A 22,681-nucleotide genomic window follows, 5' to 3' on the forward strand; every position below is an offset into this window, starting at 1 on the left:
AACAGCAGAAACGGAAGAGGACTCGATGGCGATCCGCGTGATGCTCGTCGACGACCAGGTGCTGCTGCGCACCGGGTTCCGGATGGTGCTCGCCGCCCAGCCGGACATGGAGGTCGTGGCGGAGGCGGGCGACGGCGTCGAGGCCCTCCAGGTGGTGCGTTCCACGGCGGTCGACGTCGTGCTCATGGACGTCCGCATGCCGAAGCTGGACGGTGTGGAGGCCACCCGGCGCATCTGCGCCGAGCCCGAACCGCCGAAGGTGCTGATCCTGACCACCTTCGACCTGGACGAGTACGCGTTCTCCGGACTGAAGGCGGGCGCCTCCGGCTTCATGCTCAAGGACGTGCCGCCGGGCGAGCTCCTCGCCGCCATCCGCTCCGTGCACAGCGGTGACGCGGTGGTCGCTCCGTCCACCACCCGCCGCCTGCTCGACCGGTTCGCGCCGATGCTGCCCACCACCGGCAGGGAGCCCCGCCACAAGGAGCTGGAGCGGCTCACGGAGCGGGAGCGCGAGGTCATGGTGCTGGTCGCCCACGGGCTGTCCAACGGGGAGATCGCGGCCCGGCTGGTGCTGTCCGAGGCGACCGTGAAGACACACGTGGGTCGCATCCTGACCAAGCTGGGGCTGCGCGACCGGGTCCAGGTGGTGGTCCTCGCGTATGAGACCGGGATCGTCCGGGCCGGCGGCCACGGCTGACCCGCGCGGGCCCAGGCCCATGAGAGTCCGCACGGGCCCATGAGAGTCCGCACGGGCCCATGAGAGTCCGTGCGGGTCCACGTGACCCGCACGGGTCCGGCGGGTCGCCGACGGTTAGCGGAGCATCCCTTCCAGGAAGTCGCTGCCCAGTCGGGCCACCACCGTCACGTCGAGCTGGTGCAGTACGTAACGACCGCGCCGACGGGTGGTGAGCAGGCCCGCCTTCCTCAGGACCGCGAGGTGCCGGGATATCTCGGGGGCCGTCATGCCGTGCACCTGGGCCAGCTCGGTCGTGGTGTACGCGCTGCGGGCCAGCAGGCGGCAGATCCGCATCCGCACGGGGTGGGACAGCGCCGTCATCCGCAGGGTCAGCTGCTCCACCGAGGGCGGTGAGGCCAGCTCCGGCGAGCCGACCGGGTAGTGCAGCACGGGCTGCCAGCCGTACCGGTGCAGCACCATCAAGTGCGGCCAGCCGAGGCTCGTCGGCACCAGCAGCAGGCCGCCGTCCCCCGTGGCGCTGCGGCCCTGGACCAGCTTGTCCACGGTGATGCGCGCGGCGTCCGCGTCGAGCGTCACCGCCGAGGAGACCGAGGCGAGGGCCTCCGCCAGGCCCTTGCGGCGCAGGAGATCCGTCTTGTAGCGGGCGTCCGTGGCGAGCGGGAGGCGCACCCGGGCCCATACGTCGGCGAAGAACGCCTCGTCGCAGTCCTTCAGGAACTGCCTCAGCCAGGCACGCACCCGGGGCGGGTCGTCGAGCAGCCGCTGGGTGAACCGCACCTGCCGCGGACCGCGTGTGGCCGCCAGTTCGAAGGCGCGCCGGCGCAGCTCGGGGTCGGCGAGCACGCTGGGGCTCGGTACGTCGTACCCGGGCGCGCAGGTGAACTCCAGTGCCGAGTCCACGAACTGCTCGTCCGTCAGCTTGTCCAGGAGGTCGAGCTCCTCGGCGAGCGAGGCCCCGGGGAGTGTGCTTCTGCCCGGGATGCCCGCGTACGGCAGGAAGATGTCCGAGTACGTCGTCCGCCACAGGAAGTCGGCCTCGCACATCCGGTCCGCCAGATGCGAGTCGAGCCCGGCGGTCACACCGGTGACCCAGCCCTGGAGGCCGGGATGGTGCCCCGGCTCGGACAGCGCGTGCAGCGCCATGCCGAGCTCGGCCAGGGGCGACGGCACGACCGCGACCCTCTCCGGCCGCAGCCCCGCGATGTCGATGCTCAGGCTCATGACCTCATGGTGCACCCCACCACTGACAACGCGGTCCTCGATTGACGGCCGCCGTCAATCGACGCGACGACGGGCACGGGCCGGGCGCAGGCTGCACAGGCCGGGGCAGTCGGGGCAGCCGGGGAGCAGCCCTCCGGACTTCCTCCCGCACGCCCTCTCCTGCCCGGGCCACGTCCGGACCACCTCCTCCCCTGTCCAAGCCCGCCCGAGCCACCTCCGAGCCACCGCCCGAGGCCCGTGCGAGGCCCGTCCGGGTCACGTCCAGAACCTGGCCGACCCACGTTCGTTCCGAGAGGGATCAGTCATGAGCATCACCCAGCAGTACGCCCTCGACACCTACCGCGCGTGGCGGCACGGCGCGCCCGCCGTGCCCGCGCCGGGCGCCCACGACTGGCAGGTGATGCGTGAACTGCGCGACTACCGGCAGTTCCGCGCGGTCCTCGCGGGCCGACCCGCCCACGGGCGGCTGCGGCGGGCGCTGGCCCGTCGACTGCGCCCGCGTCCTACCTGCTGACCACCTCGGCCACCCGGCCCGCGAAGTCCACGACCGCCCCCCTCACGTCGTCCGCCGTCCACGTCAGTCCGGCGGCGCTGACGGTGACCTCGGTGTACGACAACCCCGGCCCGCCGCGGCTCCAGGCGCCCGCGAAGAGCATCTCCTTCGTCCGCTCGGCCTGGAGCACCGCCGCTTCGGAGAGCACATCGGCCTCGTACGGCAGCCACACCTGGAACTCGTGCGTATGCGGCACCTCGGGGTGCACGCGCGCCCACGGCACGCCCGCCGCGGCGAACCCCTCGCGCAGCGCGGCGGCCACCACGCGCGCGTGGACGACGTAGTCGGGCAACCGGGGCAGTTCCCGCTCCAGGCCGACGAGCGCCGCCAGGGCGGTGGGGAACTGCTGGAAGACCGCCCCGCCGTAGCGGTGCCGCCACGTCCTCGCCTCCTCCACCAGCGTCTTCGGGCCGGCGAGCGCGGCCCCGCCGAAGCCGTCGAGTGACTTGTAGAACGACACGTAGACACTGTCGGCCAGGTCCGCTATCTCCCGCAGGGGCCGGCCGAAGTGATGGGTCGTCTCCCACAGACGCGCACCGTCGAAGTGCACCACCGCGTCACGCTCGCGTGCCGCCTCCACGACCTCGGTCAGCTCCTCCCAGGAGGGGAGCACATAACCGGCGTCCCTGAGGGGCAGCTCCAGCATCAGCGCCCCGAAGGGCTCCTCGAAGGCCCGCACCTCCTCGGCGGTGGGCAGCCGGGGCTCGCGCGTCAGCCGGACCGTGCGCAGTTCACTGACGGCGCTGAACGCGCCCCGCTCCCACACCTCGGGATGACTGAGCGCGTGCAGCGCGACCGTGGGGTTGCCGGTGCGTCCGGCCCAGCAGCGCAGGGCGACCTGCTGAGCCATCGTGCCGGTCGGGAAGAAGGCGGCGGCCTCCGTGCCCAGCAGACCGGCGACCCGCTCCTCCAGGGCCGCCACGACACCGTCGCCATAGAGGTCGGCGGGCTCGTCCAGGTCGTGGACCTGCGGCGCGGCCTCGTGCAGCAACGCGAGCCGGTCCCGCAGGGTGCCCCGGGCGCCGTCGCGCGACAGGACGCGCTCCGCCGTCCGGTAGGCGGCCGCCCGCCGCTCCCGCAGGCGCTGCCGCGCCGACTTCTCCTCGCCGTGTTCCGCCGTGTTCGTCATGTCCCGGATCATGCCGTGCGGCGGCCCGCCGGGTCACGGGCGTTTCCGGCCCCGCCCGCCCTCTGGGCCGCAGGTCGGGAACGGGTGGGATTACCCACAGCCTGTGGACGACCGGACGCTCCCCGGACGGATAGCGTTAACATGACGAGAAATCGTCCGGTACCCGGAGCGGACTGGAACGGAAGGCCTCCGTCGCGTGAGTACAGCCCAACAGCCAGACCCCAGGGACCGCCCCGCGCGGCTCGCCGTCGGCGTGGTCGGCGCCGGCCGGGTGGGCCCCGCCCTGGCCGCGTCCCTCCAACTCGCCGGGCACCGCCCGGTCGCCGTCTCCGGCGTCTCCGACGCCTCCAGGCGGCGAGCCGCGCTGCTGCTGCCCGACGTGCCCGTCCTCCCGCCCGCCGAGGTCCTCCAGCGCTCCGACCTGGTGCTGCTGACCGTCCCCGACGACGCCCTGCCCGGGCTCGTGGAAGGCCTCGCCGAGACCGGCGCCGTACGCCCCGGCCAGTTGATCGTGCACACCTCGGGGCGGTACGGCGCGAAGGTCCTCGACCCGGCCCTGCGCGCGGGCGGGCTGCCGCTGGCCCTGCACCCGGCGATGACCTTCACGGGCAGTGCCGTCGACGTGCAACGGCTGGCGGGCTGCTCCTTCGGCGTCACCGCGCCCGACGAGTTGCGGCTGGCCGCCGAGGCCCTGGTCATCGAGATGGGCGGCGAGCCGGAGTGGGTCGCGGAGGAGAGCCGGCCGCTCTACCACGCGGCCCTCGCCCTGGGCGCGAACCACCTGGTCACGCTGGTCGCCCAGTCCATGGAACTGCTGCGGGCGGCCGGTGTGGAGGCTCCCGACCGGATGCTCGGCCCGCTGCTCGGCGCCGCCCTCGACAACGCGCTGCGCTCCGGCGACGGCGCCCTCACCGGCCCCGTCGCGCGCGGGGACGCGGGCACCGTCGCCGCGCACGTCGCCGAGCTGCGTGAGCACGCCCCGCAGACCGTGGCCGGCTACCTGGCGATGGCCCGCGCGACCGCCGACCGCGCGCTCGCCCACGGGCTCCTCAAGCCCGAACTCGCCGAGGACCTCCTCGGGGTACTCGCCGACGAGACCCACGGCACCCCCGGACACCCCGGTGCCCCCGGCACGCACGGCTCCGAAGGAGACGCCGGATGACCACCACCCTGTTGCGCACCGCCGCCGAACTGCACGCACGCACGCGTGGCGGCCGCCGGGCCGTCGTGATGACCATGGGCGCCCTGCACGAGGGCCACGCCACCCTCGTCCGTACCGCCCGGGAACTCGCCGGCCCGCACGGCGAGGTCGTCGTCACGGTCTTCGTCAACCCGCTCCAGTTCGGCAAGGGCGAGGATCTCGACCGCTACCCGCGCACCCTGGACGCCGATCTCGCGCTCGCCGAGCAGGCCGGCGCGGACGTCGTGTTCGCCCCGTCCGTGGACGAGGTCTACCCGGGCGGCGAGCCCCAGGTCCGCATCACCGCGGGCCCCATGGGCGAGCGGCTCGAGGGCAGCTCCCGCCCGGGACACTTCGACGGCATGCTCACCGTCGTGGCCAAGCTGCTGCACCTCACCCGGCCCGACACCGCTCTGTTCGGGCAGAAGGACGCCCAGCAGCTCGCCCTGATCCGCCGTATGACGCGGGATCTGAACTTCGGTGTGGAGATCGTCGGCGTGCCCACCGTGCGCGAGGAGGACGGGCTGGCCCTGTCCAGCCGCAACCGCTATCTGTCCGCCGCGGGCCGACGCACCGCGCTGGCGCTCTCCCAGGCCCTGTTCGCGGGCCGCGACCGGCACGCCGCGCAGGAGGCACTGCGGGCACGCGCCCGTCAGGTGCCCGCCACCCGCGCGCGTGCCGAGGCGCTCAGCGCCATAGGGGAGTCCCGCGCGGCGGCCGACACACACGCCGTCGCCAAGGCCGCCCCCGGCGACCCGGCGGCCATTCGCGCGGCGGCCCGCCAGGTCCTCGACGAGGCCGCCCGGCTGGACCCGCCGCTGGAACTGGACTACCTCGCGCTGGTCGACCCCTCGGACTTCACGGAGATCACCGAGATCGAGGACGACTTCACCGGCGAGGCCGTCCTCGCCGTCGCCGCCAGGGTCGGGACGACCCGGCTGATCGACAACCTCCCCCTCACCTTCGGAGCCGCCTCGTGACCAGCACAGGCATACGACTGCACGCGCCCGCGCCCGGCTGGAACATCACCGCGGACGTGGTGGTCGTGGGCTCCGGCGTCGCCGGTCTGACCGCGGCCCTGCGCTGCGAGGCCGCCGGCCTGACGACGGTCGTCGTCACCAAGGCCCGGCTCGACGACGGCTCCACCCGCTGGGCGCAGGGCGGCATAGCCGCGGCCCTGGGCGAGGGCGACACACCCGAACAGCACCTGGACGACACACTGGTGGCGGGCGCGGGCCTGTGCGACGAGGACGCCGTACGCATCCTCGTCACCGAGGGCCCCGCCGCCGTGCGCCGGCTGATCGAGACCGGCGCCCACTTCGACGAGTCCGAGGAAGGCGGCCTGGAGCTCGCCCGCGAGGGCGGCCACCACCGGCGCCGCATCGCGCACGCGGGCGGCGACGCGACCGGCGCGGAGATCTCCCGCGCCCTCGTCGAGGCGGTGCGCGCGCGTGGTCTGCGCACCATCGAGAACGCACTCGTGCTGGACCTGCTCACGGACGCCGCCGGCCGCACCGCCGGTGTCACCCTGCACGTCATGGGCGAAGGCCAGCACGACGGTGTGGGCGCCGTGCACGCCCCCGCGGTCGTCCTGGCGACCGGCGGCATGGGCCAGGTGTTCTCCGCCACCACCAACCCGTCGGTGTCCACCGGCGACGGCGTGGCGCTCGCCCTGCGCGCGGGCGCGGAGGTCTCCGACCTGGAGTTCGTCCAGTTCCACCCGACCGTGCTGTTCCTCGGGGCGGACGCCGAGGGCCAGCAGCCCCTGGTCTCCGAGGCGGTACGCGGCGAGGGCGCCCACCTGGTCGACGCGGACGGCGTGCGCTTCATGGTGGGGCAGCACGAGCTGGCCGAGCTGGCGCCCCGGGACATCGTCGCCAAGGGCATCACGCGCCGCATGCAGGAGCAGGACGCCGAGCACATGTTCCTCGACGCCCGCCACTTCGGCGCCGACATGTGGGAGCACCGCTTCCCGACGATCCTGGCCGCCTGCCGCGTCCACGGCATCGACCCGGTCACCGAGCCCGTCCCGGTCGCCCCTGCGGCCCACTACGCCTCCGGTGGCGTGCGCACCGACTCCCACGGCCGGACGACCGTGCCGGGCCTGTACGCGTGCGGCGAGGTCGCCTGCACCGGCGTGCACGGCGCGAACCGGCTCGCGTCGAACTCCCTCCTGGAGGGCCTCGTCTACGCCGAGCGCATCGTCACCGACATCGTGTCGAGCCGGACGGACGACGGCCTGCACGCGCGGGTGCCCGTGCCGGTCGAGCACCCGGAGAAGCCGGCGCACCCGCTCCTCGCCGCGGAGGCCCGGTTCGCCATCCAGCGGATCATGACCGACGGCGCGGGCGTCCTGCGCTCCGCCGACTCCCTGGAGAGGGCGGCCGGCCAGCTGGTGCGGCTGCATGCCGAGGCCCGTGACGCCCTCGACGAGAACGGCAAGACGGCCGAGCCCGGCGTCGACACCTGGGAGGCCACCAACCTCCTGTGCGTGGCGCGGGTCCTGGTCGCCGCCGCCCGGCAGCGCGAGGAGACCCGCGGCTGCCACTGGCGCGAGGACCATGCCGACCGAGACGACGCGAACTGGCGCCGCCACATCGTCGTACGGCTGAATCCGGACCGCACGCTCGCCGTACACACCACCGATACCGCAGACTTCCCCCCGACCCGGCAGCACCTCCAGGAGCAGTGACAGACGTGAGCACCCCCGACCTTCCCCTCGCCCAGAGCGGCGGCTGCGGCGACGGCTGTGCCTGTGGCGCCGACGCAGACACCGATTTCGCCGGCGAGGGATACGCCGAATACGCGGAGTGCGGGCTCGACCCCGCGCTCGCCCAACTGCTGTCCGACGCCGGACTCGACCCCGTGGAGGTCGAGGACATCGCCAACGTCGCCATCCAGGAGGACCTGGCCCACGGCGTGGACGTGACCACCGTCGCGACCATTCCCGAGGAGGCGGTCGCCACCGCCGACTTCACCGCGCGGGAGGCGGGCGTGGTGGCGGGCCTCAGGATCGCCGAGGCGGTCGTCTCGGTCGTCTGCACGGACGAGTTCGAGGTCGAGCGGCACGTGGAGGACGGTGACCGGGTCGAGGCGGGACAGAAGCTGCTGTCCGTCACCACCCGCACCCGTGACCTGCTCACCGCCGAGCGCAGCGCGCTCAACCTGTTGTGCCGGCTGTCCGGCATCGCCACCGCCACGCGCGCGTGGACGGACGCCCTGGAGGGCACCGAGGCACGCGTGCGGGACACCCGCAAGACGACACCTGGCCTGCGCTCCCTGGAGAAGTTCGCCGTCCGCTGCGGCGGAGGCGTCAACCACCGCATGTCGCTGTCCGACGCGGCGCTGGTCAAGGACAACCACGTGGTCGCCGCGGGCGGCGTCGCCCAGGCCTTCCAGGCCGTGCGGGAGACGTTCCCGGACGTCCCGATCGAGGTCGAGGTCGACACCCTGCACCAGCTGCGCGAGGTCGTCGACGCGGGCGCCGACCTGATCCTGCTGGACAACTTCACGCCCGCGGAGTGCGCCGAGGCCGTCGGCATCGTCGGCGGGCGCGCCCTGCTGGAGGCGTCGGGCCGGCTCACCCTGGTCAACGCCAAGGCCTACGCGGACACCGGCGTCGACTTCCTCGCCGTGGGCGCCCTGACGCACTCCTCGCCGATCCTGGACATCGGTCTGGATCTGCGAGCGGCGGAGTAGGGAACGGGGACCGGCCATGCTGCTGACGATCGACGTGGGCAACACGCACACCGTGCTCGGCCTGTTCGACGGTGAGGACATCGTCGAGCACTGGCGGATCTCCACCGACGCCCGCCGGACCGCGGACGAACTGGCCGTGCTTCTGCAGGGGCTGATGGGGACGCACCCGCTCCTCGGCGAGGAACTGGGCGACGGCATCGACGGGATCGCGATCTGCGCGACCGTGCCCTCCGTACTGCACGAGCTGCGCGAGGTGACGCGGCGCTACTACGGCGACGTCCCCGCCGTGCTGGTCGAACCCGGCGTGAAGACGGGTGTGCCGATCCTCTTCGACAACCCCAAGGAGGTCGGCGCCGACCGCATCATCAACGCGGTCGCGGCGAACGAGCTCTACGGCGGCCCTGCGATCGTCGTCGACTTCGGCACGGCAACGACGTTCGACGCGGTCAGCGCGCGCGGCGAGTACGTCGGCGGGGTCATCGCCCCCGGCATCGAGATCTCCGTCGAGGCGCTGGGCGTCAAGGCCGCACAGCTCCGCAAGATCGAGGTGGCCCGGCCGCGCAGCGTCATCGGCAAGAACACGGTCGAGGCGATGCAGTCCGGGATCGTCTACGGGTTCGCCGGGCAGGTCGACGGCGTGGTGACCAGGATGGCCCGCGAGCTGGCGGACGACCCGGACGAGGTCACGGTGATCGCGACGGGCGGGCTGGCACCGACCGTGCTCGGCGAGTCCTCCGTGATCGACGAGCACGAGCCCTGGCTGACGCTGATCGGACTGCGCCTGGTGTACGAGCGCAACGTGTCCCGTATGTGAGCGCGACCGCCTCCGTGGACGAGCGGAGGCGGTCGGACGCGGTCGGAGGCAGAACAGGGCCGCCGAGGCTCGGTGAGTCGCGGTGGACGGGGGCGGCGCGCGGGGGCGGATGGCCCGTTGGTCCTCGGCGGATCGGATACCGGTGCGTGGGCCACCGGGGCGGATCGCCGACGCGCCACACCCGTCCCTTATGTCGAATTTGTCTGATTAGCGCGTATCGTCACGGCATGCCCACGCCCTATGGATCCCGCGGCGGCATGGCGTTCGGCACGGAGGAGCTGCGTGTGCTCCGCCGCGCCCTCGCCCTCGCCCTCCACCCCGGCCCCGTCTCCGCCGAGGACATCCAGGACTGTCATCGCCTCGCCGAGTCCCTCGACGAGGCGGTGCGCGAGGCCGCCCGACTGCGGGCCTTCCTGGTGGCCGATCTCGCCCGGTACCGCGCCGCCCTCCCCGGCACCGCCGCCGGCTACCTCACGCTTCTCGAAGAGGTACTGCCGACCGGCTACCGCCCCGAACCCGACGACCTCGCCGCTCTGCGCGCCCTGCGCGGCAACCCCACGGCCGCCGCCCTCCTGGGTCGCTGCCAGATGCTCGCCGAACGGGACGTACGCGCCCGCCTGGCACGCCGGGCGACCCGCAGGGCCCCGGAGGCCGCTCCCACCGTCCCGGCGTCCCGTACCCGGCTTCTGGCCCTTCCCGGGGGCCTCTCCGGGGACAGCTGCGCCCGTCCGTCCCTCGCCGCCGACGATCCCGGCGGCCGGCCGGTCGAGGAACCGCGCAGGAAGCCGACCGGCAAGCCCGCCACGCCCGCTCCCGGACCGGTTCCCGTCGAGCCCGCCCCGGAGCCGGGCCGACGGCCCGTTCCCACGCCGGGCGAGGTCTTCCCGCGCCGCAGACCGACCCCGCCGCCCGCCAACCCGGAGCAGCAGAGGCTCGCGGCAGGCTGACACGCACGACCCCGCCCCGGTGTTCCGTGCCGCCCTGGCTACCCTGGAGCCATGGACTACGTCTCCGCGCTCGTGCCTCCCGTCGTCATGGCCGTGTTCTTCATCGGTGTGATCAGGGTGATCGTGAAGACCCAGGGCGGCGCCAACAAGGCCAAGGAGGACGCGGCCGTCGACGCCGTCCTCGCGCGCGCGGACGGCGCCCGTCAGGCCGCCGCGAGCCCCGACGCCTGACCGGCCCGCGACACTCCCGCACAGCTCCTGGCGTGCGGCTCTTTCCGGAGCCGCACGCCCTTTTTGTTCCCGTTTGCCGATGAAAGCGCACGTCCGGCACGCGATTGGCGAGATCTCCCACTATTGTTCTGAACTGTGCCTCGCCCATTGGGAGAACTCGAAGACGCGGTCATGACGCGGGTGTGGAAGTGGAACCGCCCGGTGACCGTTCGAGAAGTCCTGGAAGACCTTCAGCAGGAACGGTCCATCGCCTACACCACGGTGATGACCGTTTTGGACAATCTCCATCAGAAGGGCTGGGTCCGCCGTGAAGCCGAAGGCCGGGCCTATCGATATGAGGCGGTCTCGACCCGGGCCGCCTACGCGGCCGCCCTGATGAACGACGCCTGGGCGCAGAGCGACAACCCCGCCGCCGCTCTCGTCGCCTTCTTCGGGATGATGAGCGAGGAACAGCGGTACGCGCTGCGCGACGCCGTACGTATGGTCCAGGGCCCGGAAACTGCCGGACCCGCGACTGCGGGGAGTCCGGAGAGTACGCGGAGTACCGGTGAGAACCCCGGCTCGGCGACGGAGGCCGACGGGCGATAGCGTCCCCACATGTCAGCAGAGAGTCCCTCGGCCGAGAACCCCGAAGTCACCGCTAAAGCCATCACCGTCCGCCGGGCCCGCACCGGCGATGTCTCCGCCGTGCGCGGTCTCCTTGACGCCCACGTCCGCGGCGGCATCCTGCTCGACAAAGCGACGGTGACGCTTTACGAGGACATCCAGGAGTTCTGGGTCGCCGAACGCGACGACAACGCCGAGGTGGTCGGCTGCGGCGCCCTCCACGTGATGTGGGAAGACCTGGCGGAAGTCCGCACTCTCGCGGTGAAGCCGGGCCTCAAGGGCGCGGGCATCGGCCACCGGTTGTTGGAGAAGTTGCTCCACACCGCGCGCTGGCTCGGGGTTCGACGCGTTTTCTGCCTGACCTTCGAAGTCGACTTCTTCGGCAAGCACGGCTTCGTCGAGATCGGTGAGACGCCGGTCGACACCGATGTCTACGCGGAGCTGCTGCGTTCCTATGACGAGGGCGTCGCGGAGTTCCTCGGACTCGAACGAGTGAAACCGAACACCTTGGGCAACAGCCGGATGCTTCTGCATCTGTGATCGTCGACGTCCATTCACACCGAGCCGCCTTGCCCGGGTTCCCTATGTCCGAAACGCGCACGTTTCCGGGCGAGGAGCGGGCTGCGGGCCCCCGCCGGGGGTTTGTGTTTTCCCAGCAAAAGCGGTTTGCTTTCCGACGTACTGCTGTACTGCATATAACAGGGCGCGGCTAAACGGCGGATGCCGCGGACCCCCGGCCCTCACGTTTTCGATGAAAGGAAATCCGGTGGCACAGAAGGTTCAGGTCCTTCTTGTCGACGACCTCGACGGCGGCGAGGCGGACGAGACCGTGACGTTCGCGCTGGACGGCAAGACGTACGAGATCGATCTCACGACTACCAATGCGGACAAGCTCCGTGGACTTCTCGAGCCCTACGTGAAGGGTGGCCGGCGTACCGGTGGCCGTGCTTCCGGCGGCCGCGGAAAGGCACGCGCCGCCACCGGTGGCAGCCAGGACACCGCGCAGATCCGCGCGTGGGCCAAGGAGAACGGTCACGAGGTCAATGACCGCGGCCGCGTTCCGGCGTCCATTCGCGAGGCTTACGAGAAGGCCAACGGCTGAGCGCTGGCGCGCCACAGCCGGACACGGTGACATTGCGTCGCCAGCGTGTCCACCAGCCGTACGAGATCGGGGGCGCCCCCAACGCCCCCCAGTGCCGACATCGTCGGCAGCGAGGCCTCGGTCTCGAACCCTGCCACGGGGGGCCGCAGCCAGACGGCGGCCCCCTGCACCGCCCCGGAGCGGTGCGGGCCCGGAGTGCGGCCCTGGCTCGCGCCGGGGGGCGGCAGCGGAGCCTCGATGACCTCGCCCGCGCCGATCGCCGTCAGATCCAGGGGCAGCGCGCCCCACTCCAGCCACTGGAGGATCCCCGGCACCTCCTCCGAGCCGCCCGCCGCGATCAGCAGCCGCATCCGGTCGCCCCGCACGGCCACCGGCGATCCCGGCGCGAGTCGCCGCAGCGCCGGGAGGCCCGCCTCGGCCGGCACGTCCAGCACGTCGAAGCGCTCGCCCACCGAAAGTCGTACCGGCTCGCCGGGCACCGTCGGCCAGCCCAGTTCGTTCTCGTACCAGCCGCGGAGCCGGTCGGCCGGATCGTCCGGGTCGAGGGGGCGTCGGGGGAGGGGGACCGTGAGGATCGCGGCGGCGGCCGAGCAGACAGCCGACGGGACTGAGCCAACCATGCCAAGTGCAACCGCCGAAAAGGCCCGCGAGTTACGCTGGGTGTTTGTACGGATGCGCCCGGTGTCGACAAACGGGGCGTGTGGGGGCGGCGGGAGGCGGAAGGTTGTTCGCCCATAGCGGAGGGGACCGGTGCCCACGGCATGGACTGTCGGTTGCAGCGGGTAAGACATCCCTAGTGGGAGGGGGCGACACGCAGGAAAGGCCGTCTCACGTTCGCCATCGGCGTACTGGCGACTGGGGTAACTGCCTGGCCTGCGGGAACATCGTCTCGCACCATCGGGTTGGAGCAGATGTCGGCGTTCGGGGTCAGGAGGCCATCGACGGTGTCGGCAGTTGGAATGAGCGGTCCCCGCTTGCGGGACTAAGCTGCGGAAGGACAGGGAGGGGAAGTTCCCCCCACTGCCTGACCGCTCTGAGGAGCGATTAACGATGTTCGAGAGGTTCACCGACCGCGCGCGGCGGGTTGTCGTCCTGGCTCAGGAAGAAGCCCGGATGCTCAACCACAACTACATCGGCACCGAGCACATCCTCCTGGGCCTGATCCACGAGGGTGAGGGTGTCGCCGCCAAGGCCCTTGAGAGCCTCGGGATTTCGCTCGAGGCGGTCCGCCAGCAGGTGGAGGAGATCATCGGCCAGGGCCAGCAGGCCCCGTCCGGGCACATCCCCTTCACCCCCCGTGCCAAGAAGGTCCTGGAGCTGTCGCTCCGCGAGGCCCTTCAGCTGGGACACAACTACATCGGCACGGAGCACATCCTGCTCGGCCTGATCCGCGAGGGCGAGGGCGTCGCCGCCCAGGTCCTCGTCAAGCTGGGCGCAGATCTCAACCGGGTGCGGCAGCAGGTCATCCAGCTGCTCTCCGGTTACCAGGGCAAGGAGACCGCCGGCGCCAGTGGCGGGCCTGCCGAGGGCACCCCCTCGACGTCCCTGGTCCTCGACCAGTTCGGCCGCAACCTCACCCAGGCCGCTCGTGAGTCCAAGCTCGACCCGGTCATCGGGCGCGAGAAGGAGATCGAGCGGGTCATGCAGGTGCTGTCCCGCCGTACCAAGAACAACCCGGTCCTGATCGGTGAGCCCGGCGTCGGCAAGACCGCCGTCGTCGAAGGCCTCGCCCAGGCCATCGTCAAGGGCGAGGTGCCCGAGACCCTCAAGGACAAGCACCTCTACACCCTGGACCTCGGCGCGCTGGTCGCCGGCTCCCGCTACCGCGGTGACTTCGAGGAGCGCCTGAAGAAGGTCCTCAAGGAGATCCGCACCCGCGGCGACATCATCCTGTTCATCGACGAGCTGCACACGCTGGTCGGTGCGGGTGCCGCCGAGGGCGCCATCGACGCCGCTTCGATCCTGAAGCCGATGCTGGCCCGCGGTGAGCTCCAGACCATCGGTGCGACCACGCTGGACGAGTACCGCAAGCACCTGGAGAAGGACGCGGCCCTCGAGCGCCGTTTCCAGCCCATCCAGGTCGCGGAGCCGTCGCTGCCGCACACGATCGAGATCCTCAAGGGTCTGCGTGACCGGTACGAGGCGCACCACCGTGTCTCGATCACCGACGAGGCGCTGGTCCAGGCCGCCACCCTGGCCGACCGGTACATCTCGGACCGCTTCCTGCCGGACAAGGCGATCGACCTGATCGACGAGGCCGGTTCCCGGATGCGCATCCGCCGGATGACCGCGCCGCCGGACCTGCGCGAGTTCGACGAGAAGATCGCCGGCGTCCGCCGCGACAAGGAGTCCGCGATCGACTCGCAGGACTTCGAGAAGGCCGCCTCCCTCCGCGACAAGGAAAAGCAGCTCCTGGCCGCCAAGGCCAAGCGGGAGAAGGAGTGGAAGGCCGGCGACATGGACGTCGTCGCCGAGGTCGACGGCGAGCTGATCGCCGAGGTCCTCGCGACCGCCACCGGCATCCCGGTCTTCAAGCTGACCGAGGAGGAGTCGAGCCGTCTGCTGCGCATGGAGGACGAGCTCCACAAGCGGGTCATCGGCCAGATCGACGCCGTCAAGGCGCTGTCGAAGGCGATCCGTCGTACGCGTGCGGGCCTCAAGGACCCGAAGCGGCCCGGTGGTTCGTTCATCTTCGCCGGTCCGTCCGGTGTCGGTAAGACCGAGCTGTCCAAGGCGCTCGCCGAGTTCCTCTTCGGTGACGAGGACGCGCTGATCTCCCTCGACATGTCGGAGTTCAGCGAGAAGCACACGGTGTCGCGGCTCTTCGGTTCGCCCCCCGGATACGTGGGCTACGAAGAGGGCGGCCAGCTGACCGAGAAGGTCCGTCGCAAGCCGTTCTCCGTCGTCCTCTTCGACGAGGTCGAGAAGGCCCACCCGGACATCTTCAACTCGCTGCTGCAGATCCTGGAGGACGGTCGCCTGACCGACTCCCAGGGCCGGGTCGTGGACTTCAAGAACACGGTCATCATCATGACGACCAACCTCGGCACCCGGGACATCTCCAAGGGCTTCAACCTGGGCTTCGCGGCCTCGGGCGACAAGAAGTCGAACTACGAGCGCATGAAGAACAAGGTCTCGGACGAGCTCAAGCAGCACTTCCGCCCCGAGTTCCTCAACCGTGTCGACGACGTGGTCGTCTTCCCGCAGCTGACCCAGGCCGACATCCTGCGGATCGTCGACCTGATGATCGGCAAGGTCGACGAGCGCCTCAAGGACCGGGACATGGGCATCGAGCTCTCCCAGTCCGCCAAGGAGCTGCTGTCCACCAAGGGGTACGACCCGGTGCTGGGTGCGCGTCCGCTGCGTCGCACCATCCAGCGCGAGATCGAGGACACGCTCTCGGAGAAGATCCTCTTCGGCGAGCTGCGCCCCGGTCACATCGTGGTCGTGGACACGGAGGGCGAGGGTGAGACCAAGGCCTTCACCTTCCGCGGCGAGGAGAAGTCGGCCCTGCCCGACGTCCCGCCGATCGAGCAGGCGGCCGGCGGCGCCGGACCGAACCTGAGCAAGGACGCCTGACCCTTCGGGGGCTGAGCGGAGAAAGGGGCCGGTGCTTCACAGCACCGGCCCCTCTCGCATGCGTTCCGCGGGTACCGCGCGGCCTTGCGGGCTCTTGCGGGTCTTGCGAGCTCTTGCGGGTCTTGCGGTCTTGCGGCCCTACGACAGCTGGCCGTCGTAGTCCGGCAGCTTGTACGTCGTCTCGGCGTGGCCGCCGGAGAGGTCGGTGGCGCTGTTGCCGATGTTCGCGATGATCGTGTAGCCCTTGTTCTCGATGGCGACGCGCTGGGCGGTCTTGTAGGCGGCGACGTCCTTGAAGAGGTCGAGGAAGCCGCGCACGTAGAGGCCGGAGACCGTGTAGCCGACGTTCTTGAGGTTGTAGTCGGTCACCCCGGCGATGATGCCGGGGCGGGCGGTGACGAAGAACAGGGAGACGCCGTGCTCCTGGGCGTACCTGGCCACGTCGAGGACCGGCTTGTTGGCGGGCTGGGGGTAGCTGAAGCCGAAGTCGGTCTCCAGCGTGGTGTTGTCGATGTCGAGGACGATCGCCTGCTTCTCACCCGGCCTGGTGGCGGCTATGCGCTGCTTCAGCGTCGGCAGCGCCTGATCCATCACGGCCTGGCAGTCCTGCTGCCAGGTCGCGTAGTCGACGTCCTCAGCGGCTGCGGCTGCGGCTGCGGTGGTGATGGAGGTGCCGGTGGCCGTCGCGGCCTGGGCGCCGGCCGGGACGGCCATCGCCGTGACGGCTGCCGTCGCCACGGCGGTCATGGCGATGCGGCGCGTCCAGCTGCCTCTGGTCATGTGTGGGGTCCTCTCGCGTCCATGCGCTGCCGGTGTCGTGAGCATGCTGATCGCTGGGAATGGCTGGAGGGGAACCAGCGGGTTACTGGACGGTAGAGGCAGATGAGAGCCCGGTCACAGACCCGTGCACACGAACGTGAGCGGGGTCACAAGTGCCCTGCGAGGTAAGGGAGTAGTCGCCGTCACATTCCGAAGTCCCGTACAGGGGGCGGCCGGTGACATGGCGCACAGGCGATGAGGACCCTACTAGCTCGCGTAGTCGTAACCTGAATCGGAATAAATCGGGCTAATCTGCCTGGGCTCCGGATCCGCGTTCCAGCCCCCGACGTGGGCGACTGTCGGGTGTGTCCGTAAAGGGGCTTCTGTCAAGAAGTATGAAGTTTTGGGGTGAAGTACTAGGTTCCGTCGTACATCACACGTTTGGGGGTCTGTGGGCCTCGGGGTTACCAAGGGATGGCCACTTCGGCGGAGGTTCCCGCCGGGTGGTTTCTTCTGTCCCCGTCCCCATGAGGTCTTCGATGTTCCAGCGCGTCACGTTCCGTTCTTCCCGTACGTCCCAGCTCCGCACTCGCATGGCCGTCGGCGCCGTCGCCCTGGGCGCCTCGGTCGTGCTGGGGACCGGAGTGGCGTCCGCCGCTGCGCCTGCCGCCGCGCCCGCGGCCGCCAAGACGGCCGCCTCGGCCGCTTCCTGGATCGACCCGGTGAAGAAGTACACGCTTTCCGCGGGCTACGCCCAGGCCGGTGCGATGTGGCAGTCCACCCACAGCGGTCAGGACTTCGCCGTGCCGAGCGGCACCAAGGTCATGGCCGCGCACGGCGGCACCGTGGTCAAGGCCGGTGGCAACGGCGCCGGTGACGGCCCCGCCTACGGCAACGCCATCGTGATCAAGCACGCCAACGGCGTGTACTCGCAGTACGCCCACCTGTCGCACATCAACGTCAAGGTCGGGCAGATCGTCAAGACGGGCCAGAAGATCGCCCTGTCCGGCAACACGGGCAACTCCAGCGGTCCCCACCTGCACTTCGAGATCCGTACGACCGCGAACTACGGTTCGGCGATCAACCCGGTCACCTTCCTGCACAGCAAGGGCGTGAAGGTCTGACGCCGAGGTGATCAGGCGCCCTGGTGCGCCTGTGTCACCAGATCGATGGCGACCTCGAGGACGGCTGCGCGCTTGTCCTCGGGGTCGCCTTCGAGGTCCTGGAGGAAGAACATGCCGGCGTGCAGCGTGAAGATGGCGCTCACGCAGCGGACCTGGTCGGTGAGGGGCGCGTCCGGGTCGATGACGATGTCGCGCAGACTCCGCATGCGGTCCTTGAACGAGTCGCCGATCTGCAGTTCCCGCACTGTCGCCTGGTTCTCCTGCATGAAGCGGAAGAGCGGGGTGGCCTCGGAGAGGGCCCGGCTGTAGCGCCGGATGAGTTCCTGCTTGGTGTCCAAGGTGTGCGGCTGGCTCCTGCCCCAGTCGATGAGGTCTTCGATCGGCTTCGTCAGATCCGTGAAGATGCCGACGATGATCTCTTCCTTGGTCTTGAAGTGGTAGTACAGGGCCGCCTTGGTGACGTCCAGGCGCTCCGCGATCTCGCGGAGCGAGGTCTTCTCGTAGCCCTGCTCGGCGAAGAGTTCGAGTGCAACGTCCTGGATGCGCTGGCGGGTGTTACCGCGCCGCTGCTGCTTCGTGCCGTCCATGGTGACGTCCATTCTCGTGGTCTTAGCGCTCCGCTTGAACTTACTTGCCGTCCGGCTAGTCAGAGGCGGTAACTTACTTGACGCCCGGCTAGTTGCAGGTCTACCTTCCCAGTGTAGTGAACTAGCCGGGCGGCAAGTAAGTGGCCGACCGGGGGGAAGCCCAGGGGAGTGGCAGACATGGCGGACACGAAGACGGCGGGGACCGAGGCCGAGAAACAGCCTCGTAGCGTGCGGGTCGTCCTGCTCGCGCTGATGATCACAATGATGCTCGCGATGCTCGACAACATGATCGTGGGCACGGCGATGCCGACGATCGTCGGCGAACTCGGTGGGCTCGAACATCTTTCGTGGGTCGTGACCGCGTACACCCTCGCGACCGCGGCCTCCACCCCGATCTGGGGCAAGATCGGCGACATGCACGGGCGCAAGGGCGCCTTCATGACATCGATCGTGATCTTCCTGGTCGGCTCCGCGCTGAGCGGCATGGCCCAGAACATGGGCGAACTGATCGGCTTCCGCGCGATCCAGGGCCTCGGCGCCGGTGGTCTGATGGTCGGCGTCATGGCGATCATCGGTGACCTCATCCCGCCGCGGGAGCGCGGCAAGTACCAGGGCATGATGGCCGGCGTCATGGCGCTCGCCATGATCGGCGGACCGCTGGTCGGCGGCACCATCACCGACAACTGGGGCTGGCGCTGGTCCTTCTACATCAACCTGCCGCTCGGCGTGGTGTCGCTGGCCCTCATCAGCGCCGTCCTGCACCTGCCGAAGAAGCGTTCGCAGTCGCGGATCGACTACCTGGGCGCCACCCTGCTGACCGTCGGCATCACCTCCATCGTCCTCGTCACCACCTGGGGCGGCTCCGAGTACGCCTGGTCGTCCGCGCGGATCATGGAGCTCATCGGGATCGGCGTCGCCTCGCTCATCGGGTTCGTCTTCTGGCAGACCAGGGCCGCCGAGCCGATCGTGCCGCTGCACATCTTCCGCAGCCGCAACTTCACCCTGATGTCGATCATCGGCTTCGTCACCGGCTTCGTGATGTTCGGCGCCACCCTCTTCCTGCCGCTGTACCAGCAGTCGGTGCAGGGCGCCTCCGCGACCAACTCCGGTCTGCTGCTCCTGCCGATGCTCGGCGCCATGCTGGTCACCTCGATGGTGGCGGGCCGGGTGACCACGAACAGCGGCAAGTACAAGATCTTCCCGCTCGTCGGCAGTGTCGCGATGGTCATCGGCCTGTACCTGCTGTCCACCATGGACACCGGGACCAGCCGCTTCACCTCCGGTGTGTTCATGGCCGTCGTCGGTCTCGGCATGGGCTGCCTCATGCAGATCACGATGCTGGTCGCGCAGAACAGCGTCGAGATGAAGGACATGGGCGTCGCGTCCTCGTCGACCACCCTCTTCCGTACGCTCGGCTCCTCCTTCGGAGTCGCGATCATGGGCGCGCTCTTCAACAACCGCGTGCAGGACGTCATGTCCGAGCGGGCCGGCGCGCTGGGTTCGAAGATCACCGAGCAGTCCGCGCAACTGGACGCGGCCAGCCTGGCCAAGCTGCCCGTTGCGGCCCGGGAGGCGTATCAGCACGCGGTCTCGGCCGGTACCCACTCGGCGTTCCTGCTGGGAGCCGTGGTCGCGGTCATCGCCCTGGTGGCGGCGGTGTTCGTCAAAGAGGTTCCGCTCAAGGGAGCGGGTCCGCAGAAGGACGGCGAGGAGCCGGATGCGGCCGCGACGCAGCCGCCCCTGGTCGACGCCGTCTGACCAGCTGGTGAACGCAGGCCCCCCGGCGCTGTCCGCCCCGGGGGGCCTGCGGTCTGTGCGCCCGGGGCGGAACCCCTCTCCCGGCGCTGAGACGAGGGGGACTGTCGGTCGCGGTCGCCCGTGTAGCCCTCCGTTCCATGGACGGCGGACGGAATGCGGCAGCTCGGCGGTTGAGCAACGGCGGCCCTGCGGCTCTGCGGCTCTGCGGCTCTGCGGCCCTGCGGCCCTGCGGCCGGCCAAGGACGCCATGGAGCGCGACCGGGCCGGGGCCCATCCCGGAACTCAGTCCGGCTGCGCTGAGGACGCGCGCCGACGGCCCCTGCTGCTTCCTCTCACCACCGGGCGCTGCCCAGCCGTACTACGAGTCGGCGGCCAGCCGTCAGGGCATCACCGGGCGCTGCCCAGCCACACCATGAGTCGGCTGCCGGCCGTCTGGGCATCACCAGGCACTGCCCAGCCCGTGCTACGAGTCGGCGGCCAGCCGTCAAGGCATCACCGGGCGCTGCCCGGCGTCAGGGGATGACCGGGCGCTGCCCAGCCACGCCACGAACCCCGGCGGAAGCCGTCAGGGCATGACCGGGTAGCTTCCCGTGTTCGTCGGCGCGTGCTCGGGCAGCCACAGGACGGCGACGGCGCCCTCGGCGGGTATGTGCTCAGGAGCTCCCGCGGGCCGTACGTTGCGGAAGGTCAGCCGGGCGCCGAGGACCCGTGCCTGGCCCGCCGCGATGGTGAGGCCGAGGCCGTGTCCGTGCCCGGCCCGGTCGGCGCTGCCGGTGCGGAAGCGGCTGGGCCCCTCGGCGAGCAGGTCCTCGGGGAAACCGGGGCCGTGGTCGCGGACCCGGATGACCCGGCCCTCGACGGTGACCTGGATCGGCGACTTGCCGTGCCGGGCCGCATTGGCCAGCAGGTTGAACAGCACGCGCTCCAGGCGTCGCGGGTCGGTCGTGACCATCGACTCGTGCACCACCCGCACCTCGACGTCTGGGTCCTTGGCCGCCACCCGACGGGCCACGAACTCGCCCAGCACGATGTCCTGCAGTTCGGCGCGTTCCGAGGCACCGTCGAGACGGGCCACCTCCAGCACGTCCTCGACCAGGGTGCGCATCGCCTTCGCCCGGTCCAGGACCAGTTCGGTGGGCCGACCGGGCGGCAGCAGCTCGGCGGCCGTCAGCAGTCCCGTCACCGGGGTCCGCAGCTCGTGGGCGATGTCGGCGGTGACCCGGCGCTCGGCCTCCAGCCGCTCCTGAAGCGTGTCCGCCATGGCGTCCACCGCGCTCGCCAGATCGTCGGTCTCGTCCCGGACGACCCCGCCGATGGCGTCTCGCACCCGGACGTCCGACTCGCCCCTGGCGACCTGGTTCGCCGCGGCAGCCGCCTTGCGCAGCCGGCGCGAGAGCTGCCCGCCGATGAGCACGCCGAGCGCGCTGCCACCGAGCACGACCGCGATGGAACCGATCACCAGAGCCTGGTCGAGATCGTTGAGGATGTCCGTGCTGCGGTCGGTGAAGCCGGTGTGCAGGGACAGCACGTGCCCGTCCTTGACGGGCACGGCCGCCCAGATGTCCGGCACCCCGCCCGCGTGGTCCGAGACGAAGGTGGCCCTGCGGCCGTCCTGGACCTTCTCCCTCAGCGATGGCGGCAGTCTGGAGTCGTCGATCTTGATGTTGGGGAAGTTCGGCCGCCCCGACTGCTCGTAGTTGCGCTGGGCGATCCGCACGCGCTCGTCGGCGAGATCGCGCGCGTTGTCGAGCATGGACACGCGTGCGGCGTTGTGCACGACGAGACTGAGCGCGATCGCCACCAGTGCGCCGACCAGCGCGATCGCCGCACTCAGCTTCCATCGCAGCCCCGTACGGATGCCCACGCGCTCCCCGCGAGCCGGAACCAGCTGCCGGATCATCCCCCGCATCCTCCTGCCCCTGCCCCTGCCCCGCTCAGGCTTTCAACTTGTAGCCGAAACCGCGGACCGTCTCGATACGGTCCTGGCCGATCTTCGCCCGCAGCCGCTGTACATGGACGTCGACGACCCGGGTGTCGCCGCCCCAGCCGTAGTCCCACACCCGCTCCAGCAGTTTGTCGCGCGAGAGGACCGTGCCCGGAGCGGAGGAGAACTCCAGCAGCAGGCGCATCTCGGTCGGGGTCAGCGCCACGGGCTGCCCGGCACGGCGTACCTCCATGCCCTCCGTGTCGATCTCCAGATCGCCGAACGACAGCACACCGCCGGCCGTGGAGGCGGCGGGCTCGGTGCGGTCGCCGCCGCCCGCGTGGCCGAAGCGGCGCAGCACGGCGCGGATCCGGGCCACCAGCACGGCCCCGTCGAAGGGCTTGGTCACGTAGTCGTCGGCGCCGGCCTCCAGGCCGAGGACGACGTCGATGGAGTCGGCCCGCGCCGACAGCATGATCACCGGCACGGTGGACTCGTCCCGGATGCGCCGGCACAGGCTCACGCCGTCCAGTCCGGGCACCATGACGTCCAGCAGCGCGATGTCCGGGCGGTCGGCCCGGAACGCCTCCAGGCCCGACAGGCCGTCGGGCATCGCGGTGACCGCGAAGCCGTCCCGCTCCAGGGCGAGCTGGGTGGCCTCGCGGATGACGTCGTCGTCCTCGACGAACAGGACGTGGGTCTGGTCTGCCATCCCGGTGCTCTCAGTTCTCGTATGCGGTCTCGTGTGCGTGCGGGTCGTCAGTCTGACGG

Annotated in this window: 22 protein-coding genes; 15 read left to right on the forward strand and 7 right to left on the reverse strand. The window is 70.7% G+C overall.

Annotated features, from left to right (window positions below):
- Nucleotides 1-25: 25 nt before the first annotated feature.
- Entirely contained in the window at nt 26-697 is a 672-nt protein-coding gene (locus tag QF030_RS23855) for a response regulator (RefSeq protein ID WP_307164677.1), read from the forward strand.
- Between the two features lie 114 nt (nt 698-811).
- On the opposite strand, the gene QF030_RS23860 is transcribed toward QF030_RS23855, so the two are convergent.
- The gene (locus tag QF030_RS23860) at nt 812-1,918 is read right to left on the reverse strand and encodes a DUF5937 family protein (protein WP_307164678.1); all 1,107 of its coding nucleotides are present in this window, start codon (nt 1,916-1,918) and stop codon (nt 812-814) included.
- A 304-nt stretch (nt 1,919-2,222) separates the two neighbouring features.
- Here QF030_RS23860 and QF030_RS23865 point away from each other — a divergent pair, with 304 nt between their 5' ends.
- Complete coding sequence (locus tag QF030_RS23865; RefSeq protein ID WP_307164679.1) at nt 2,223-2,432, forward strand: hypothetical protein; 210 nt, start codon at nt 2,223-2,225, stop codon at nt 2,430-2,432.
- On the opposite strand, the gene QF030_RS23870 is transcribed toward QF030_RS23865, so the two are convergent.
- Nucleotides 2,422-3,600, reverse strand: a complete 1,179-nt coding sequence (locus QF030_RS23870) for a threonine aldolase family protein (protein ID WP_307164680.1) — start codon at nt 3,598-3,600, stop codon at nt 2,422-2,424. The genes QF030_RS23865 and QF030_RS23870 overlap by 11 nt on opposite strands.
- 196 nt (nt 3,601-3,796) lie before the next feature.
- On the opposite strand from QF030_RS23870, the gene QF030_RS23875 reads away from it, so the two are divergent.
- From QF030_RS23875 to QF030_RS23920, 10 genes are all read left to right on the forward strand, one after another.
- Nucleotides 3,797-4,762, forward strand: coding sequence for a Rossmann-like and DUF2520 domain-containing protein (locus QF030_RS23875; RefSeq protein WP_307164681.1), 966 nt, complete (start codon nt 3,797-3,799; stop codon nt 4,760-4,762).
- A complete protein-coding gene (gene panC / locus QF030_RS23880; RefSeq protein ID WP_307164682.1) occupies nt 4,759-5,760 on the forward strand; it encodes a pantoate--beta-alanine ligase in 1,002 nt (333 codons plus the stop codon). The genes QF030_RS23875 and panC overlap by 4 nt, the downstream gene beginning before the upstream one ends.
- Complete coding sequence (locus tag QF030_RS23885; RefSeq protein WP_307164683.1) at nt 5,757-7,472, forward strand: L-aspartate oxidase; 1,716 nt, start codon at nt 5,757-5,759, stop codon at nt 7,470-7,472. Before panC ends, QF030_RS23885 begins: the two co-directional genes overlap by 4 nt.
- Before the next feature lie 5 nt (nt 7,473-7,477).
- Nucleotides 7,478-8,479 (forward strand): carboxylating nicotinate-nucleotide diphosphorylase, encoded by a 1,002-nt coding sequence (nadC, locus tag QF030_RS23890; protein ID WP_307164684.1) that lies wholly within the window; start codon nt 7,478-7,480, stop codon nt 8,477-8,479.
- Nucleotides 8,480-8,495: 16 nt separating this feature from the next.
- Nucleotides 8,496-9,293, forward strand: coding sequence for a type III pantothenate kinase (locus tag QF030_RS23895; protein WP_020132481.1), 798 nt, complete (start codon nt 8,496-8,498; stop codon nt 9,291-9,293).
- Nucleotides 9,294-9,550: 257 nt separating this feature from the next.
- Complete coding sequence (locus QF030_RS23900; RefSeq protein ID WP_307167670.1) at nt 9,551-10,240, forward strand: hypothetical protein; 690 nt, start codon at nt 9,551-9,553, stop codon at nt 10,238-10,240.
- Between the two features lie 51 nt (nt 10,241-10,291).
- Nucleotides 10,292-10,471, forward strand: a complete 180-nt coding sequence (locus QF030_RS23905) for a hypothetical protein (protein WP_307164685.1) — start codon at nt 10,292-10,294, stop codon at nt 10,469-10,471.
- A 147-nt stretch (nt 10,472-10,618) separates the two neighbouring features.
- Nucleotides 10,619-11,059, forward strand: coding sequence for a BlaI/MecI/CopY family transcriptional regulator (locus QF030_RS23910; RefSeq protein ID WP_307164686.1), 441 nt, complete (start codon nt 10,619-10,621; stop codon nt 11,057-11,059).
- 9 nt (nt 11,060-11,068) lie between these two features.
- Complete coding sequence (locus QF030_RS23915; RefSeq protein WP_307164687.1) at nt 11,069-11,617, forward strand: amino-acid N-acetyltransferase; 549 nt, start codon at nt 11,069-11,071, stop codon at nt 11,615-11,617.
- Between the two features lie 226 nt (nt 11,618-11,843).
- A complete protein-coding gene (locus QF030_RS23920; RefSeq protein ID WP_020132476.1) occupies nt 11,844-12,179 on the forward strand; it encodes a histone-like nucleoid-structuring protein Lsr2 in 336 nt (111 codons plus the stop codon).
- Here QF030_RS23920 and QF030_RS23925 read toward each other — a convergent pair.
- Nucleotides 12,158-12,799 (reverse strand): SCO3374 family protein, encoded by a 642-nt coding sequence (locus QF030_RS23925; RefSeq protein ID WP_307164688.1) that lies wholly within the window; start codon nt 12,797-12,799, stop codon nt 12,158-12,160. The genes QF030_RS23920 and QF030_RS23925 overlap by 22 nt on opposite strands.
- A 430-nt stretch (nt 12,800-13,229) precedes the next feature.
- Here QF030_RS23925 and QF030_RS23930 point away from each other — a divergent pair, with 430 nt between their 5' ends.
- Complete coding sequence (locus QF030_RS23930; RefSeq protein WP_307164689.1) at nt 13,230-15,758, forward strand: ATP-dependent Clp protease ATP-binding subunit; 2,529 nt, start codon at nt 13,230-13,232, stop codon at nt 15,756-15,758.
- A gap of 138 nt (nt 15,759-15,896) precedes the next feature.
- Here the strand turns inward: QF030_RS23930 and QF030_RS23935 are convergent, their stop codons facing one another.
- Nucleotides 15,897-16,538: an HAD family acid phosphatase gene (locus QF030_RS23935; protein ID WP_307164690.1), complete on the reverse strand. Its 642-nt coding sequence runs from the start codon at nt 16,536-16,538 to the stop codon at nt 15,897-15,899.
- A 518-nt stretch (nt 16,539-17,056) separates the two neighbouring features.
- Here QF030_RS23935 and QF030_RS23940 point away from each other — a divergent pair.
- Nucleotides 17,057-17,641: a M23 family metallopeptidase gene (locus QF030_RS23940; protein ID WP_307164691.1), complete on the forward strand. Its 585-nt coding sequence runs from the start codon at nt 17,057-17,059 to the stop codon at nt 17,639-17,641.
- An 11-nt stretch (nt 17,642-17,652) separates the two neighbouring features.
- Here the strand turns inward: QF030_RS23940 and QF030_RS23945 are convergent, their stop codons facing one another.
- A complete protein-coding gene (locus QF030_RS23945; protein WP_307164692.1) occupies nt 17,653-18,240 on the reverse strand; it encodes a TetR/AcrR family transcriptional regulator in 588 nt (195 codons plus the stop codon).
- 165 nt (nt 18,241-18,405) lie between these two features.
- On the opposite strand from QF030_RS23945, the gene QF030_RS23950 reads away from it, so the two are divergent.
- Nucleotides 18,406-19,986 carry an MDR family MFS transporter gene (locus tag QF030_RS23950; protein ID WP_307164693.1) on the forward strand — a complete coding sequence of 527 codons (1,581 nt, stop codon included), beginning with the start codon at nt 18,406-18,408 and terminating at the stop codon, nt 19,984-19,986.
- A gap of 565 nt (nt 19,987-20,551) precedes the next feature.
- On the opposite strand, the gene cseC is transcribed toward QF030_RS23950, so the two are convergent.
- Both cseC and cseB read right to left on the reverse strand, forming a co-directional pair.
- Nucleotides 20,552-21,895, reverse strand: coding sequence for a two-component system sensor histidine kinase CseC (gene cseC / locus QF030_RS23955; RefSeq protein ID WP_307164694.1), 1,344 nt, complete (start codon nt 21,893-21,895; stop codon nt 20,552-20,554).
- Between the two features lie 25 nt (nt 21,896-21,920).
- Nucleotides 21,921-22,622, reverse strand: a complete 702-nt coding sequence (gene cseB, locus QF030_RS23960; protein WP_307164695.1) for a two-component system response regulator CseB — start codon at nt 22,620-22,622, stop codon at nt 21,921-21,923.
- Nucleotides 22,623-22,681: the final 59 nt, after the last annotated feature.

The sequence above is a fragment of the Streptomyces rishiriensis genome (assembly GCF_030815485.1).
In the GTDB taxonomy this organism is placed as follows: domain Bacteria; phylum Actinomycetota; class Actinomycetes; order Streptomycetales; family Streptomycetaceae; genus Streptomyces; species Streptomyces rishiriensis_A.